The organism is Achromobacter sp., from assembly GCF_036567245.1.
Lineage (GTDB): Bacteria > Pseudomonadota > Gammaproteobacteria > Burkholderiales > Burkholderiaceae_B > Achromobacter.
In genome coordinates, this window is record NZ_DATCUY010000121.1 from 1 (window position 1) to 15,910 (window position 15,910).

General features: G+C 65.6%; 16 protein-coding genes and 1 pseudogene. 7 read left to right on the top strand and 10 right to left on the bottom strand.

The window, feature by feature from the left end:
* Positions 1-399: pseudogene (locus VIR09_RS05460) on the top strand (succinylglutamate desuccinylase/aspartoacylase domain-containing protein); the annotation flags it as partial.
* A 25-nt stretch (positions 400-424) separates the two neighbouring features.
* Positions 425-1,513: a LacI family DNA-binding transcriptional regulator gene (locus VIR09_RS05465; RefSeq protein ID WP_332011953.1), complete on the top strand. Its 1,089-nt coding sequence runs from the start codon at positions 425-427 to the stop codon at positions 1,511-1,513.
* A 33-nt stretch (positions 1,514-1,546) separates the two neighbouring features.
* On the opposite strand, the gene VIR09_RS05470 is transcribed toward VIR09_RS05465, so the two are convergent.
* On the bottom strand, positions 1,547-2,365 hold the full coding sequence (locus VIR09_RS05470; RefSeq protein ID WP_332011954.1) for a 2-keto-4-pentenoate hydratase: 819 nt from the start codon (positions 2,363-2,365) through the stop codon (positions 1,547-1,549).
* A gap of 113 nt (positions 2,366-2,478) precedes the next feature.
* Between VIR09_RS05470 and VIR09_RS05475 the strand changes: the two genes are divergently transcribed.
* The 3 genes from VIR09_RS05475 (at position 2,479) to ycaC (ending at position 4,903) form a co-directional block, all read left to right on the top strand.
* Positions 2,479-3,426, top strand: coding sequence for a LysR substrate-binding domain-containing protein (locus tag VIR09_RS05475; RefSeq protein WP_332011955.1), 948 nt, complete (start codon positions 2,479-2,481; stop codon positions 3,424-3,426).
* Between the two features lie 114 nt (positions 3,427-3,540).
* Positions 3,541-4,218, top strand: a complete 678-nt coding sequence (locus tag VIR09_RS05480; protein ID WP_013395496.1) for a hydrolase — start codon at positions 3,541-3,543, stop codon at positions 4,216-4,218.
* A 58-nt stretch (positions 4,219-4,276) separates the two neighbouring features.
* The gene (gene ycaC / locus VIR09_RS05485) at positions 4,277-4,903 is read left to right on the top strand and encodes an isochorismate family cysteine hydrolase YcaC (RefSeq protein ID WP_332011956.1); all 627 of its coding nucleotides are present in this window, start codon (positions 4,277-4,279) and stop codon (positions 4,901-4,903) included.
* Between the two features lie 79 nt (positions 4,904-4,982).
* Here the strand turns inward: ycaC and VIR09_RS05490 are convergent, their stop codons facing one another.
* Positions 4,983-6,131 carry a sterol desaturase family protein gene (locus tag VIR09_RS05490; RefSeq protein ID WP_013395498.1) on the bottom strand — a complete coding sequence of 383 codons (1,149 nt, stop codon included), beginning with the start codon at positions 6,129-6,131 and terminating at the stop codon, positions 4,983-4,985.
* A gap of 253 nt (positions 6,132-6,384) precedes the next feature.
* On the opposite strand from VIR09_RS05490, the gene VIR09_RS05495 reads away from it, so the two are divergent.
* On the top strand, positions 6,385-6,609 hold the full coding sequence (locus VIR09_RS05495) for a YdcH family protein (RefSeq protein WP_013395499.1): 225 nt from the start codon (positions 6,385-6,387) through the stop codon (positions 6,607-6,609).
* Positions 6,610-6,787: 178 nt separating this feature from the next.
* Positions 6,788-7,390 carry a LysE/ArgO family amino acid transporter gene (locus VIR09_RS05500; RefSeq protein ID WP_332011957.1) on the top strand — a complete coding sequence of 201 codons (603 nt, stop codon included), beginning with the start codon at positions 6,788-6,790 and terminating at the stop codon, positions 7,388-7,390.
* A gap of 26 nt (positions 7,391-7,416) precedes the next feature.
* On the opposite strand, the gene VIR09_RS05505 is transcribed toward VIR09_RS05500, so the two are convergent.
* The 8 genes from VIR09_RS05505 to VIR09_RS05540 form a co-directional block, all read right to left on the bottom strand.
* The gene (locus VIR09_RS05505; RefSeq protein WP_332011958.1) at positions 7,417-7,719 is read right to left on the bottom strand and encodes a hypothetical protein; all 303 of its coding nucleotides are present in this window, start codon (positions 7,717-7,719) and stop codon (positions 7,417-7,419) included.
* A gap of 113 nt (positions 7,720-7,832) precedes the next feature.
* Positions 7,833-8,486: a TetR/AcrR family transcriptional regulator gene (locus VIR09_RS05510; protein ID WP_332011959.1), complete on the bottom strand. Its 654-nt coding sequence runs from the start codon at positions 8,484-8,486 to the stop codon at positions 7,833-7,835.
* A gap of 42 nt (positions 8,487-8,528) precedes the next feature.
* Positions 8,529-9,968, bottom strand: coding sequence for a dihydrolipoyl dehydrogenase (lpdA, locus tag VIR09_RS05515; protein WP_414639392.1), 1,440 nt, complete (start codon positions 9,966-9,968; stop codon positions 8,529-8,531).
* Positions 9,969-9,974: 6 nt separating this feature from the next.
* Complete coding sequence (locus VIR09_RS05520) at positions 9,975-10,700, bottom strand: ABC transporter ATP-binding protein (protein WP_332011960.1); 726 nt, start codon at positions 10,698-10,700, stop codon at positions 9,975-9,977.
* Complete coding sequence (locus tag VIR09_RS05525) at positions 10,693-12,507, bottom strand: branched-chain amino acid ABC transporter ATP-binding protein/permease (protein ID WP_332011961.1); 1,815 nt, start codon at positions 12,505-12,507, stop codon at positions 10,693-10,695. The genes VIR09_RS05520 and VIR09_RS05525 overlap by 8 nt, the downstream gene beginning before the upstream one ends.
* 5 nt (positions 12,508-12,512) lie before the next feature.
* On the bottom strand, positions 12,513-13,397 hold the full coding sequence (locus tag VIR09_RS05530; RefSeq protein ID WP_332011962.1) for a branched-chain amino acid ABC transporter permease: 885 nt from the start codon (positions 13,395-13,397) through the stop codon (positions 12,513-12,515).
* Between the two features lie 65 nt (positions 13,398-13,462).
* Positions 13,463-14,674: an ABC transporter substrate-binding protein gene (locus VIR09_RS05535; RefSeq protein WP_207471977.1), complete on the bottom strand. Its 1,212-nt coding sequence runs from the start codon at positions 14,672-14,674 to the stop codon at positions 13,463-13,465.
* Between the two features lie 72 nt (positions 14,675-14,746).
* Positions 14,747-15,910, bottom strand: a 1,164-nt coding sequence (locus VIR09_RS05540) for an MmgE/PrpD family protein (RefSeq protein WP_332011963.1), incomplete at its 5' end; no start/stop codon positions are given.

The window sequence follows — 15,910 nt, forward strand, 5'->3', positions numbered from 1 at the left end:
GGCACGCTGACCCCGGCCACGCTGGCCGCCACCCAGCGCGCCATCGACAATCTGCTGCAGAAGCTGGGCGTGACCGACGCGCCGCTGCTCGGTCCGCACGCGCCCGGCGCGCCCGCCATGCAGCTGCTGGAGCTGGACAGCCACGAGCAGAACATCTTCGCCACCCGCCGCGGCTGGTTCGAGCCGGCGGTCGACATCGGCGCCACCGTCCAGGCAGGCGATGTCGCAGGCTACTACCACGACCTCAACCAGCTGGACGCGGAAGAGGAAACCCTGCGCTTCCGCCAGTCGGGCATCGTCATTTCCCGGCGCCTGCATACCGACTGCGAATCCGGCGACAGCCTGATCCAGGTCGCGCGTCCGGTCGGCCAGGCTGATATCCTGGCGGCTGCCGCCTGACCCCGGAACAATCAGAAGAAATCGCATGACCCACCGGCCCGCGCCTCCTTCCGCCCCCACCTATGACGACGTGCTGCGCGTGCGTCCCGAGGGCGCCGCCGCGCCCGCGCGCGCGGTGCCCACCGCGAAACCGCCGCGCATCGAGGAAGTGGCCAGGCTGGCCGGGGTGTCGCCCATCACCGTGTCGCGGGCCTTGCGCCAACCCGAGAAAGTGGCGCAGGAAAAGCGCGACCGCATCCTGCAGGTGGTGGCGCAGACCGGCTATGCCTCGAATCCGCATGCGCGGGCCTTGCGCTCCGGGCAGTCCAGCGTGGTGGCGGCCTTCGTCTCCAACATCCTCAGCCAGCAGTTCGCGCTGGCCGTTCAGGGCTGCGCCGAAGTGCTGGAGCCGCAGGGCTACCAGCTCATGGTGGGACAGACCTCGTATTCCTACGCCAAGGAAACCAGCATGATTGCGTCGCTGCGCGCTCTGCGGCCCGCGGCGGTGCTGTTCACCGGCGTCATCGAACTCGAGGAAAACCGCCAGTCGCTGCGCGAGCTGGGCATCCCCATCATGGAGACCTGGGCCTATCCGCGCGATCCCATCGACATGCTGGTGGGCTTTTCCAACTACGACGGCGGCGTCATGGCCGCGCGCCATCTGGCTGCACGCGGCCACCGGCGCGTCGCCTTCGTGGCCCGCCAGGGCGGCCGTGGCGACTTGCGCCGCCAGGGCTTCAATGCCGCCGCCACCGAGCTGGGCCTGCAGGTGGTAGCCGAACTGGCCGTGGACAATGCGCAGACCATCGCCGACGGACGCGCGGCCTTCACCCGCCTGCTCGCCATGGGCCAGGCCTTCGACGCCGTGTTCTGCGCCAACGACCTGCTGGCGGTGGGCGCGCTGTTCGAGGCGCGCGACCGCAAGCTCGCCATTCCGCGCGACGTCGCCATCCTGGGCTTCGGCGATACCGACATCGCCAGCGAAATCGAGCCGGGCCTGACCACCATAGGGGTGGACAGTCGAAAGCTTGGCGCGCGCGCCGGGGAACTGCTGCTGCAGCGCCTGAATGGCGGCGCGCCTGGAGCGCGCCAGGAAGTGTTCCCGCTGACGCTCAACCAGCGCGCCAGCGCCTAGGTTTGCTGGCCGGCTGGCAGTGCCGGCGCGCAGTCACTCGTCGAACACGATACGCAGCCCCGGCAGGCCTATACCGTCCAGCGTGGTGCTCCATGTTTCGCCCGGATGCACCGGCCAGGCCTTGGTCAGCGTGCCGGTCGTGACCAGTTCGCCCGCCTGGATCGCCTCGTCGGCCGGCCGTTCCGCCACCACCGCCAGCAGATGGGCCAGCGCCGCCAGGGGACTGCCCAGCACATTGGCGCCGGACCCGGTTTCGCGGAGGACGCCGTTGCAGGACAGGTCCACCCGGAAGTCCGCCAAGCGTTCGATCAGCCCCGGCCCGAGCTCGACCGGCTCCATGAGCGGCCCGACGAACAGCGCGCCATGCAAGGCGTTGTCCGCCACGGTGTCGGCGGCCTGGAATTGCCAGGCGGGATAGTGTGATTGCACCAGCTCAAAGCCGTGGGCAATCCAGTCCACGCACTCCAGGATCGCGGCCGGATCCCGCGTCTGCGGCGGCGTGGCATGAAAGTGCAGCACGATCTCCGGCTCGATGCGCGGCTCGACATAGCGGTCCAGGCGGCAATGGACCTCACCGCTGTCGTCGTAGATCGCGCTGTGCTCATAGACGCGCCCCCATACCGGAAAGTCCACGCCCAGCGCCGCCCACATCGCGGCATTGGTGAACCCGATCTTGCGGCCGACGAGCAGCGCGCCTTCCGCCAGCCGCGCCTGGTGGATCCTTGCCGCCACGTCGTAGGCGGCGTCCAGATCGAAGCGCGGCCGCCTGGCCGTGGGCGGCGCGAGGTAAGCGGCATGATCCTGCGCCGCCTTGATTTCGCGCGCGAGCGCCGCGGGGTCGGAAGCTGGCATGGTGGCTCCTGAGGGTAGGCTCAAATGTAAAAGAAAACCTGCCCGCGCAATACCGCTGCCGTTATATGCTCCCCCTCTGACGTCCTATTTTCAGAACAGTTGGGGGAAGCGCGATGCACGACTTGAATGACCTTTATTACTTCGTCCAGGTCGTCAAGAACGGCGGGTTCGCACCTGCGGGGCGGGCGCTCGGCATACCCAAGTCCCGCCTCAGCCGGCGCATTGCGTTGCTGGAAGACCGGCTGGGCGTGCGGCTCATCCAGCGTTCCACGCGCAGCTTCGCCGTGACCGAATTGGGTCAGGAATATTACGAGCAATGCCTGTCGATGCTGGCGGGCGCGGAAGCGGCCCAGGAAGTCATCGACCGCACCCGGGCCGAGCCGCAAGGCACGATACGCCTGAGCGCCCCGCCCGCGCTGATCTACTACTTCCTGGGCGATCTGGTGGCCCGCTTCATGGTCCGCTGCCCCAAGGTCCACGTGTTTTTGAAGAGCTTCAGCCGGCCGGTGGACGTGCTGCGCGAGGGCTTCGACATCGCCGTGCGCGTGCGCTTCGGGCCCATCGAAAGCAGCGACCTCATCATGAAGCCCCTGGGCATGAGCTGCCAGTGCCTGGTGGCCAGTCCGGCGCTGGCGCGCAGCATCGCGCTGCCCGCGGATCCCCACGCCCTGAGCGAATTGCCCACGCTGGCGCTGGGCACCGAACAGCGCGAATCCCATTGGCGGCTGGACGGGCCGGACGGCGCGCGCATCGTCGTGCCGTTCACGCCGCGCCTGGTGACGGACGACATGCTGGCCCTGAAACAGGCCGCCTTGCGCGGCGTGGGCGTGGTCGCCCTGCCCCTGCTGATGATCCGCGACGAACTGGACGCGGGCACCCTGGTGGACGTAGGCGCTCCCTGGCAGCCGGAGGCCGGCAGCGTGCACGCCATCTTCCCGTCGCGCCGCGGCCTGCTGCCCGGCGTGCGGGAACTGCTGGACTTCCTCAGTTCGGAATACCAGGAAGTGGCCAAGCGTGAACACGACACGCAGCTGCGCCACAAGCTGCCCACCTTGAAGTAGCTCCAGGGCTGGGCCAGCGTTCGACGAGTGGGACGCAGAAACCCATTTTCCCCGCCTACCCAGCGGCCCGCGATGCTCCTAGCATGGTTAGCCCCACCTCACCTGGAGCACACCATGAGCGTCCCCGCCAACTTCAACGGCCAGCGCCCCGTCATCGATCCCAACGATGCCGCCATGCTGCTGATCGATCATCAGAGCGGTCTGTTCCAGACGGTTGCCGACATGCCGATGACCGAGCTGCGCTCGCTGGCCGGCGCGCTGGCCTCCATGGCCACCCTGGCAAAGCTGCCTGTCATCACCACTGCTTCCGTGCCGCAAGGCCCCAATGGCCCCCTGATTCCGGAAATCCACGAGAACGCCCCGCATGCGAAATATGTCGCGCGCAAAGGTGAAATCAATGCCTGGGACAATCCCGAGTTCGTCGCGGCGGTCAAGGCGACCGGCCGCAAGACCCTGATCATTGCCGGCACCATTACCAGCGTGTGCATGGCCTTCCCCGCCATCAGCGCGGTGGCCGAAGGCTACAAAGTCTTCGTGGTGGTCGACGCCTCTGGCACCTACAGCAAGATGGCCCAGGAAATCACCCTGGCGCGCGTGGTGCAGGCCGGCGTCGTGCCCATGGACACGGGCGCCGTCGCCGCGGAACTGCAAAAGACCTGGAACCGCGAAGACGCCGCCAAGTGGGCCGAGGTCTATACAAAGATCTTCCCGCCTTACCAGTTGCTGATCGAAAGCTACAACCGGGCCCAGGAAGTCATCAAGAAGGGCGAGCAGCTCGACTCCCAGCGTTGAGCCGGCCCTGAAGTCCCCCGCGTGCCGCAAGGCGCGCAATTCCCTTATGGAGTATGCAATGACCAAGCCCTATGTGAAACTCGACAAGACCCAGGCCGCGGTGCTGCTGGTCGACCACCAGGTGGGCCTGCTGTCCCTGGTCCGGGACTTCCAGCCCGACCAGTTCAAGAACAACGTCCTGGCGCTGGCCGACCTGGCCGAATATTTCAAGCTGCCCACCATCCTGACCACCAGCTTCGAAGACGGCCCCAACGGCCCGCTGGTGCAGGAACTGAAGGACAAATTCCCCAAGGCGCCCTATATCGCCCGTCCCGGCAACATCAACGCCTGGGACAACGAAGACTTCGTCAAGGCCGTCAAGGCCACCGGCAAGAAGCAGTTGATCATCGCCGGCGTCGTCACCGAAGTCTGCGTGGCGTTTCCGGCGCTGTCGGCCCTGGAAGAAGGCTTCGACGTGTTCGTCGTCACCGACGCGTCCGGCACCTTCAATGAAGTGACCCGCAACGCCGCCTGGAGCCGCATGGAGCAGGCCGGCGCGCAACTGCTGAGCTGGTTCGGCGTGGCTTGCGAGCTGCACCGCGACTGGCGCAACGACATCGAAGGCCTGGGGACGCTGTTCTCCAACCACATCCCCGACTACCGCAACCTGATGGCGGCCTACTCCACCGTCAAGGGCAGCAAGTAATGCCCCCGCCGGCCGCGCCCAGGCGCTGAGCCGGCTTGCGGCAGCTTCCGCGGCGGCGCGCATCGGGCGCGCCGCCGTTTCATTTCTTGCGGGCGAACGGATAGGCCTGCTGCGCCAGGAAGGTGCCTGGCATGTCGTTGTCCAGGATGCCGTAGTTCTCGGGCAGGCGCTTGCTCACGCCTCGCACCGCCGTGCCAAATGCATAGTCGATGAACGAGAAGTGCGCGGCATAGTTGCGGTCGATCGCCTCGGTATCCGACGAGTGGTGCCAGTGATGCGAGTCCGGCGTCACGATGATGTAACGCAGCCAGCCCCAGGGCAGCCTGACATTGGAATGGATCAGCACCGCCTGGAAGCCGACGATGATGATGTAGGCGTCCAGCACCGGCTTGGAAAAGCCCAGCGCGAACAGCACGCCCAGCACGGCGACCCGGGTGATCAGCAATTCGACGATATGCAGGCGCGAACCGGCCAGCCAGTCCAGCGTGCGGGTGCTGTGATGCACCGCGTGGATGCGCCACAGGAACGGCACCTCGTGATACGCGCGATGCGCCGCGTACTGCACCAGATCCGCCACCAGCACGGCCAGGAACAGCTCCGCCAGATAGGGCAGCGACACGATCGCCTGCTGCAAGGGCTCGTAGGCGGCCCAGGAAAAAAGCCGGTGCACGAAAAAGTTGATGCACAACAGCACCGCCCCCACCGACAGGTGGTTGAACAGGAAGTGCTTCATGTCCACCTGCCACTCGCCGCGGAACACCGGCTGGCCCGGGTACAGCGGGAACAGCTTCTCGAAAATGATGAACACGGTGCTGGAAGCAAGCAGGTCCAGGATGAACCAGTCCAGCCCCAGATAGGGGTGATTACCGGTATTGGACGACGTCACCACGACGTTGCTGCCGCCCGCGGCAACCGCCCCGCAAACCAGCACGAAGGCCGCGATGTTCAGCCAGCGCTGACGGCCAAGCACCGTGTTGGCCAGCGCGATCGTGCCCGACACCAGCAGCGCCCCGAACAGCAGGCCGCGCATCACGTCCACGTTGTAGAAGCTGCGCAGCTCCGGCGTGGTCAGGTAAGCGGGAAAGTGGAACGCCAGGACGCCCAGCACCGCCAGGATCGCCAGGAACAGCGCAATCACGCCGCTCATCATGCCCGTTCCCGGGTGGATCCTCCCGTCCTGCTTGAAAAGATCGAAGACTTGGCGAAGGATGGACGCGCGCTGATTCATTTCAAATTTATGGCAGACCACGGGGAAGCGAGTGTATCGCCGGGGACGGATCCGCATGTAAGCAAAGGTGATCAGCCGCGACAGAATCAGTGCCGGCCGGGCTTGCGCGGCATCAATCCGCCGGTTGGCCGCGGCCGCCCGGGCGGTTGACAACGACGCGGGCTTGGCGTGTCATGGAATCGAAAGCTTTATGGATCATCAGGTTCCCCGGTTCCCCGCAGTGCCCATCAACCGGTTCTTTAAAGAGGCCCCTATGTTCCCTGAATACCGTCACCTCATTACCCAACTGAAATCCGAAAACGCGCATTTCTCCGCGCTGTTCCAGCGTCACAACGACCTGGACCAGGAAATCAAGAACATGGAGGCCGGCATCCAGCCGGCGTCGGGCAACGAGGTCGAAGTGCTCAAGAAGGAGAAACTGCACCTGAAGGACAAGCTGTACGGCATCCTGCGCGCCGCCGATCAGGGCGGCAGCTGAGTTCACCGCAACGCTTCGGGCGGCATCGGACCACTCCGGTCCCGTGCCGCCATCGCCGGCTCCTCTCGACCCGCGGGATGCACCGCGAAAATTAGTAAAACTGAATAATGATTAGGAAAATTAGTTTTCCTAATCATTTGGCAAAGGCTAGTCTGTCGCCCTTCCCTGAAGGGTATCGATGACCACCGCCTACATTCCCGGATTCCTGCTCGGCCTGAGCCTCATCATGGCGATCGGCGCGCAGAACGCCTTCGTCCTGCGCCAGGGACTGCGCCAGGAACATGTCTTTGCCGTCTGCCTGGCCTGCGCCCTGTCGGACGCCATCCTGATCAGCGCCGGCGTGGCCGGTTTCGGCCTGGCGGTCGGCGCGCTGCCCTGGCTGGAACCCGCCCTGCGCTATGGCGGCGCCCTGTTCCTGTTCGCCTACGCCGCGCGCAGCCTGAGGTCGGCGCTGCGCGCCCGCCATGACAGCCTGACGCCGTCGTCCACCCAGACCGCGGGACGCGCCGCCGCGCTGGCGACCTGCCTGGCCCTGACCTGGCTCAATCCCCACGTGTACCTGGACACGGTGGTCCTGCTGGGATCGGTATCCAGCCAATACGACGGCCACAAGACCGCCTTCGCGCTGGGCGCGATTTCGGCCTCGTTCGCTTTCTTCTTTGCCCTGGGCTATGGGGCGCGCCTGTTGCGGCCCATCTTCGCCAATCCCAATGCCTGGCGGGTGTTGGATGGCTGCGTCGCCGCGGCCATGTTCGCCATCGGGCTGAAGCTGGTGCTCTGACCGCCCGGGCCGCAGCCCCTGCCGGTTTACCGGTTCTTGCCCGACCCGGCCGACGCGTTCACGTAGTCCTTCACCGTGCGGTCCTTGTTGAAAATCACCGTCAGCGTCTGCTGGTTGTCCATCGCGCCGTAGGCGCTGTTGTTGAAATAGAACCAGGTGGCCGTGGTCAATCCATCCCGGTTAACGCTCTGGGAACGGGGCGGGCCGTAGTCGCGCACCATCTCGTCGTAGGTCGTGACGTTGAGCTTGATCGCTGCCACCTTCGACTCGGTCAGCAGGTCGCCGGAACTGCTGGCGCAGCCCGTCACGATGGCGGCTACGAAAAGCAAGGATGTTCTCATTCTGTCTTCCCCGGTCTGGCGGGCCGCGGCTGGGCGGCCGGCGTGTTTGCGTCTGCTGGTTAGGCCGAGATTAGAACTTAAATTTGCGCGCCGCGGCGTGTCTATTCCACCTGCATCTTGCCGATGTCGGGCGCAAACGCCTCGGGTGGCTTGCTGGCGATGGAGCGGCACAGCAGCTCGGACATGCCCTTTGCCAACTGTTTGTTGTTCCATTCACCCGCGTCCGAATACCACTTCGGCACCCAGTTCACGGCGCCGAAAATGGAGAATATGGCCAGCTTCGGGTCGCACTGGATGATGCTGCCGTCCTCCATGCCCTCACGCACGAAGCCGCGCAGCTTGGCTTCGAAGCGGTCCCGCTGCTTGACGATCTCGGCGCGGTCGTCCGGCTCCAGCGCGTGTTCTTCGGTGATGATCACGCAGCGGCTCATTTCGCTGAGCGTTACCTGCAAATACTCGCGCAGCGCGAGCTGCAGCTTCTCCAGGCCGGTGCCACCATGGCGTTCCGCCTCTTCAATCGCTTCGAAACCCACGCGCAGCGCTTCGGCAAAGGCCTCGTACAGCAGGGCATGCTTGTTCGGAAAATAGTGATAGAGCGCAGCCTTGGTGACGCCCAGGCTGGTGGCGATGTCTCCCAGCGAGGTGGCGTGGAACCCTTTCTGGTTGAAGGCGGCAATCGCCTGGCGCAGCAGCGCTTCACGCTTCAATTGGTGCATCGCCTTGTGCGTCGGCACCGAATTATTCCATGTTGCCACTGATCAAACCCTCCCGGTGAATTGCGTGGACCGGCCGCATATTTAACTTTTTTTCCCAGAGAGGAACAACTCGGTGAGCGTCCCCTCATAGGCCTCCGCGGCAAACGCCAGCGTCTCCGACAAGGTCGGGTGCGGGTGTATGGTAAGCGCGATGTCACCGGGCTCCGCGCCCATCTCGATGGCCAGCGCCGCTTCAGAGATCAGGTCGCCCGCCTGCGGACCCACCATGCCCACCCCCAGCAAGGCGCGGGTCCGTGGCTCGACCAGGATCTTGGTCAGTCCCTCGCCGCGTCCCAGGCTCAGCGCGCGGCCGCTGGCGGCCCAGGGGAAGCTGGCCGACTCGAACGCCACGCCGTCCCGGCGCGCGGCGGTCTCGGTCAAGCCCACCCACGCCACTTCCGGATCCGTGTAGGCGACTGCCGGAATTACCTTGGCATCGTTGCCTGCCTTCTTGCCCGCCGCTATCTCGGCCGCCACCTTGCCCTCGTAGGCCGCCTTGTGCGCCAGCATCGGTTCGCCGACGACATCGCCTATGGCAAGAATATGGGGGACATTGGTGCGCTGGCGTTCATCCACCGCAATGAAACCGCGTTCGTCCACGTGGACTCCGGCGCGGTCTGCTCCGATCCGGGCCCCGTTGGGCCGGCGGCCGACCGCGACCAAGACGGCATCATACACCTGGGGTCCGACGCCATGCGGCCCGCTGAACACGACGTGCACCCCGTCCTCCCGCGCGCTGGCCGAGACCACCCGCGTGCCAGTCAGAATGGCCTCGTATCGGCTCGCCACCCGCTGCTCCAGGGGCTTCACCAGATCGCGGTCGCATCCCGGCAGGAGGCCGTCGGTCAGCTCCACCACCGTCACCCTCGTGCCAAGCGCCGCGTACACCGTGGCCAGTTCCATGCCGATGATGCCGCCACCCACCACAAGCAGGCGCTGGGGCACACGCTCAAGCGCCAGGGCATCACTGGAATCCATGATGCGAGGATCGTCCGGCAAGCCCGCCAGGCGCACGGGATGCGAGCCCACGGCAATGATGGCCTGTTTGAAGCGCACGGTTTGGCCGCCGGCGACCTCCAGGGTATTGGGCCCAGTGAACTGCCCCAGGCCATGCACGACGCGAACCTTGCGCCGTTTTGCCAGGCCCGCCAGTCCGCCGTTCAGTTTGGCGACCAACGTCTCCTTCCACCGCCGCAACTTGTCGAGGCGGATGCGCGGCTCGCCGAACTCGATGCCCAGCTCGTGCAGGCCTCGCGTCTCTTCCAGGGCGCGGGCTGCGTGCAGCAGGGCCTTGGAAGGGATGCAACCCACGTTCAGGCATACGCCTCCGAGGGCCGGCCGTTCCTCGACCAGCGTCACCGACAGCCCCAGATCGGCGGCGCGGAAGGCCGCCGTATAACCGCCCGGCCCGCCGCCCAGTACCAGCAGTTCGGTATCGATGATTTCGCCCACGGGCGGCCTGTCCTTGTTTTCGGTCTGCATGTCTGCCTATTCCGTTCTGCCTGCGCCCAGATAGGCGCTGGACAGCGCCGCCCCCGCGCCGCCCGTCAGCACTTCGCGTGTGCCCTCGAAGACCGTCGTACCGTGCTTGAGCACGTAGCCGAAATCGGCCACTCTGAGCGCCAGGCTGGCCATCTGCTCGCTGAGCAAAACCACACGGCCGCCCTGCGCGCAATACTGTTTGATGAAGTCGAATATCTGCGCCACGACGATGGGAGCCAGCCCCAGGGACGGCTCGTCCAGCAGCACGCAGCGCGGCTCATGCAACGTGGCCATCGACAGGATCAGCATCTGCTGCTGGCCGCCGCTCAGGGTCCCCGCCTTCGCTGCCCGGCGTTGCGCCAAAACCGGAAAATTGCCGTACACCTGCTCCAGCGCTGCCTTGAAATTGCCCTTGGGTTTGCGAAAGTGCCAAGCCGTAATCAGGTTTTCCTCTACCGTGTGTTGATGGAAGATGCGCCGCCCCTCCATGGCATGCGCCAGCCCCCGCCGCGCGCGCTCGTGCGGAGGCAGGCGAGATATGTCCTCGCCATCCAGCAGAATCTGCCCGCCCTTGATCGGCGTCACTCCTGATATCGCTCGCATCAGCGACGATTTGCCAGCGCCGTTCGCGCCTATCAGAGCCGTGATGCCGTCAGGGCGCGCCGTCAGGCTGACACCACGCACGGCATCGATCGCGCCGTAACTTACCTGCAGGTTGCGGACTTCAAGCATGGGCCGGCTCCTCAACGCCAAGATAGGCCTGGATCACGGCCGGGTCGGCGCGCATGCCGTCCATGTCACCCCGGTAGATTTCCTCGCCGGCTTCGAACACCACCACTTCCTCGACCAGTTCGGCCAGGAAATCCATGTGGTGATCAATGATCATGATGGCCACGCCATGGTCACGCGCCAGGCGGACCAGCCTGACCAGGTGTTCGGACTCCACTTCGGACAGGCCGGCGGCCGGTTCGTCCAGCAGCAGCAGCTCCGGATCGCTCGCCAGAGCGCGGGCAACCTCGGCCAGACGCTGTATGCCGTAGGGCAATTCGCTCATGATGGCGTCCGAATGCCCGGCCAACCCGGCCGCCTGCATCAAGGCTTCGACCTGGCGCAGCAGGGCGCCTTCCTCGCGCCTCGCACCAGGCGTATTGAACGCTGCGGCAAGGGCGCCGTGCCGATAGCGGCGATGGGCACCCATCAAGATGTTCTCGCGCACGGTGAAGCTGGGCACGTTGCGCGGATCCTGGAAGGTTCGGGTGATGCCAGCCTGCGCCACCCTGTGGGAGGGCCAGCCGGCGATGTCCTGGCCTTTGTACAGAATGCGCCCCGAAGTCGGCGCATAGATGCCGCTGATGACGTTGACCAGCGTGCTCTTGCCCGAGCCATTGGGGCCGACCAGCGCGGTGATGCTGCCGGCGCTGAGCTCGAGCGAGACTCCTGCCAGCGCGCGCAGGCCTGAAAACTCCATGACCACGCCTTCGACACGCACCAACGCTTGTCCTCCACCAATGCCAGCCGCGGGCTGCCGCCGCGACATTGGCGGCTCGGCCGTGCTGTCCGCTGCGGGGCGCAATTGGTCGAACTTGCTGTAGCGCGTCTGCGTGCGCAGCAAGCCGGCCAGGCCCTTGGGCAACAGGGAGAAGATGAACACCAGAATCAAGCCATAGACGATGTACTGGTAGTCATTGAAAGCCTGCAGCTTCTGCGGCAGGTAGGTGAACAGCACCGCGCCGTATACCTGTCCCGCGAGCGAACCCAGGCCGCCCACGATGGACATCACCAGGATCTCGATGGAGCGCATCAGGCCGAAGCTCTCCGGCGTCAGATAGCCGATCATGTGCGCATAGAAGCCCCCTGCCAGGCCCGCGAGCCCGCCGCTGATGGCATAGGCGGCACGTTTGACGGCGGCCTGGGAGATGCCGAGTGAACCGGCGGCGATTTCGCTGACGTGCACGGCGTAGAACGCCCTGCCGAAATGGCTTTTGACGAAGTTGCGCAACATCAGCATGACAACCAGCAACACCACCAGCAGGATGCGGAAGTACGCAACGGTGTCGATGCTCCAACCGAAGATCTGCAAGGTTCCTATCTGCGACGACGGAATGCCGCGCATGCCCATCACCCCTCCCGTCACGCCGCGCAACTCGCGCGCCAGTTCATAGACGATCAGGCCGAAGCCCAGCGACATCATCGCCAGATAGAACTCGCGCACTCGGCCCGCAGGGCCCGCCAGCAGCAAGCCGACCGCCGCCGCGCCAAAGGTGGCCAGTACCAGCGCCACGGGGAACGGCACCCCCCAGGATTTCATCGCGATGGCGCTGGCATAGGCGCCAATGGCGAAGAATCCGGCGTGGCCCAGCGAAATCTGCCCGCTGATGCCGGTCAGCAGATTGATGCCCTGCGCAAGCAGGATATTGATGATGACGAAGCTCCACATCTGGACCGTGCCGGTGGCGACATGGCCGGCGCCTACCGCCAGCGCCACGGCCAACGCACCAAGCGTCCAGGAGTTCGACAGGATTTTTCCTAGCTGTTTCATCGTCCTCACACCTTCACCGTTTCGCGCTTGCCGAACAGGCCCTGCGGCCGGATCGTCAACACGCCTATCAAGAGCACGAAGGCCACGACCTCGGCCGCGGCGGGCGAGACATAGCCGCCTACCAGCTTTTCCAGGATGCCCAGGATCAACCCGCCCACCAGCGAGCCGAACGCGCTGCCCATGCCGCCCATGACGGCCGCAACGAACGCCAGGATCAACAGATGCAGGCCGAAGTTCGGATCCACCGTGCCCGATACCTGCGACACCAGGATGCCGGCGATGCCCGCCAGCACGCCGCTCACGAGGAAGGAGAAGACGACCACGCGGTAGACCGGTATGCCCATCAGCGACGCCAGGTCGCGGTCATGGGCAACCGCGCGCACGCCGTAGCCCCAGATGGAATGGCGCAGGAACAGTTCCATCAGGCCGACGATCATCACACTGATGACGAAAACGGCGATGTACTGGAGAGAGATATAGGCGCCCATGAACTCCACCGTGTCGGTGCTACGGAAGAGCACGTCCGGAAACGCCACGGCCTGGGTGCCGAACAGCCAGCTCGCCACTCCCTGCAGGAATATGCCTATCCCAAGCGTGGATACCACCCATCCCATGCTGCCGGCGACGCGCCGCGTAGGCCGCACGCCGACGACCTCGACCACCCACAGGATGAAGGCCGTTGCCAGCAACGACACGCCCACGGCCAGGAACACGTTGACGCCGGCGCCGACCATGACGGCCGTCAGCATCGCGCCGGCCATCAGCACCGAACCCTGTCCGAAATTGAGCACGCGCGTGGTCCAGAACGTCAGGTTCAGGCCCAGACCGATCAGCGCATAGGCAGCGCCGACGCTCAGTCCCGACACGATCATTTGGATAAAGAAATCCATATCACCCTCATCCATGCAGGCGGGCGACCGTCCGGCGTCACCGCGCCGGACAGTCGCCGCGCCGATTACTGGGCGACCGGCTGCAGCCGGACCTTGTCGTCCTTCTTGACGTACTCGAACACCTTGACGCCGTCCGTCTCGATGCCGTGATGGCGTTCCTTCGAGAAGTTGTAGGTGGTGTTGACGCCCTGGAAGTCCTTGATCGATTCGATGGCCGCGATGATGGCCTTGGGGTCGGTCGAGTTGGCCATCCTGATGCCTTCGAACAGCACGTTCGCCGCGTCGTAGCCGTTGGACACCGAGATCGCCATGAACAGCTGCGGATTCTCGGGATCGTTGCCCCACCAGCGGTCGGCGCCGTACTTCGCCTTATAGGCCTTGGCGAACTCCGCCGCTGCCGGACGCATGGGATTTCCAAACGCGCCGATCATCGTGCCCAAGGTGCCCAGCGTCAGTTCACCCGCGCCTTCCTGGTAGGGTTGTCCCAAGGCGCCATTGGATGCCACCAGCGGCACGTTCACGTTCAGCCTGGCCATGGTCCGGCGCAGCACGGCCAGGTCCTTGCCCAGGCCGATGGCGGCGATCGCGTCGACGTTGGCGCGCTTCAGGCGCGCAACCTGCGCGGTCATGTCCTGAGCGCCCTGGTTGTAGGAATCGGTCGCGACAGGCTTGGCGCCACCGTTCTTGCCTATGGCGGCGGACAGGTAGTCGACGCCCGTCACGCCGTAGGCGGTGCTTTCATGCACGATGCCGATGCGCTTGAAGCGCTTGGCCAGGTATTCGCCCATCGCCACGGCCTCGATGTCGTTCTGCAGCGCGAACGAGAACACGTTGGGCCGCGGCTTCTCCCCGGTCTTCTCGCCCGCGTAGGTCACGACAGGCGTCTGCGCGATCGGATTCATGTAGGGCCGGCCGTCGGCCTGGGCCATGTCGATCACGGCTAGCGTCGGACCGCTACCCGCCGGGCCGATGATGCCGACGATCTCCTTGTTGTCCAGGATGGCGCGCATGTTCTGCACCGCGCGGTCCGGATTCAACTGATCGTCCAGCAGCATCGCGATCTCGATTTTCTTGCCGTTGATGCCGCCCTTGGCGTTCCATTGCTCGACCGCAAGCTCGACGGCGCGGCGGTTGCCCTCGCCGAATTCGCTATAGGGGCCGGTCAGGGCCGACGTCATGCCGATCTTGACCGTATCGGCCGCCAACGCGGTTCCCGAAACCAATGCCGCCACTGCGACCGCCAGCCAAGCAGGCGTGGATTTCCTGTACCAGGACATGTTGTCTCCTCCTAGGTTCTTGCACGTTGTAGTGACGCGCTCCGAGGTCGCGGAGCGCCATCCGCCGGCCTCTCAGCGGGCCGTCTGGATCTCTTTGAAAGCGGCGAGGACATCGTCCAGGTCCGCATCCGGCAGCGCAGCCGCGAATCGTTCGATATGGTCATAGGCGCGCTGCGCCACGTCGGTTTCCTCGCCAATGCCGCGGATCAGCGCCGACACCCGCGTCCGGTCATAGCTGTATTCCGTGTGATCCGTGTCCATCCGCACCGCCAGCGGTTCGCCCCCGCCCTCCAGCTCCGCCTCGATACGGCAGGCCAGCAGGCCGAGTGAGTCATCGGCGTGCAGCCGGATCCGCGGGATCAGGCCCGCGACGGCCGCATCATCGAATTCAGCCATGCGCGCAATGGTCGGGGTCCCATGCAGCAAGGTCGTGGCGACGCAGAACTGCGTGCTCATCAGCGTTCCCGAAATGCTTCGGAACGGCCCCTCCTGGTCCATGCCCGCATAGCCCACGACGGTGGGGTTCAGATACACGCGCAAGACCTTGAGCGCGCCTGCGCGCGCACCCAGCAGGTCGCGCAGCCGCAGGCAGGCGCGCACCGGCGTCTGGTTGAGCGCGCAGACGGGGTATGGTTTGAAAGTCACCTTGAGCAGTGACCAGTCCTTGCCCAAGCGGCCGGCAATGGCGTCGACGTCGCACTCCGTCCTGACGAAGGCCCGGGCGAAGCCGGACGCCCCCTCGAAGGCTCCGTCCGCGGATACGGAACCATGGGCCGCCAGCGCCGCCGCGGCCAGCCCGTTGCGCCCGGCCATTCCGACCTGATAGCGCCATTCATCGGTGCCGTCGCCGAAGGACTGCAGGATGCCACCCGTGAACGAGGCCGCGTTGGACAGGGCGGCGGCGGTCCGATCCACGGACAGCCGCCACAGCCGGGCAACCGCGGCCGCGGCGGCGATCGTGCCGTACAGCGGCGAAGCGCGCAGGCCCACCGCAGTCGTCCGGGCCGAATAGGCCGACTCCAGCGCGCCGCCGACCTCGTAGCCCGCCACCAGCGCCGGCAAGAAGTCCTCCATGGCGCCCTCGCCCTGCTCCACCAACGCGGTCAGGATCGGCAGCAGGATGGCGCCGAAATGCGCCACACCGCAGGTGTCTTCCTGGGCCCGCCCGTGGAACAGCGCGGCATTGGCCAGCGCCGCTCCGGCGACGGTGCTGCGGCTGCCGCTGCCCAGCAGCGT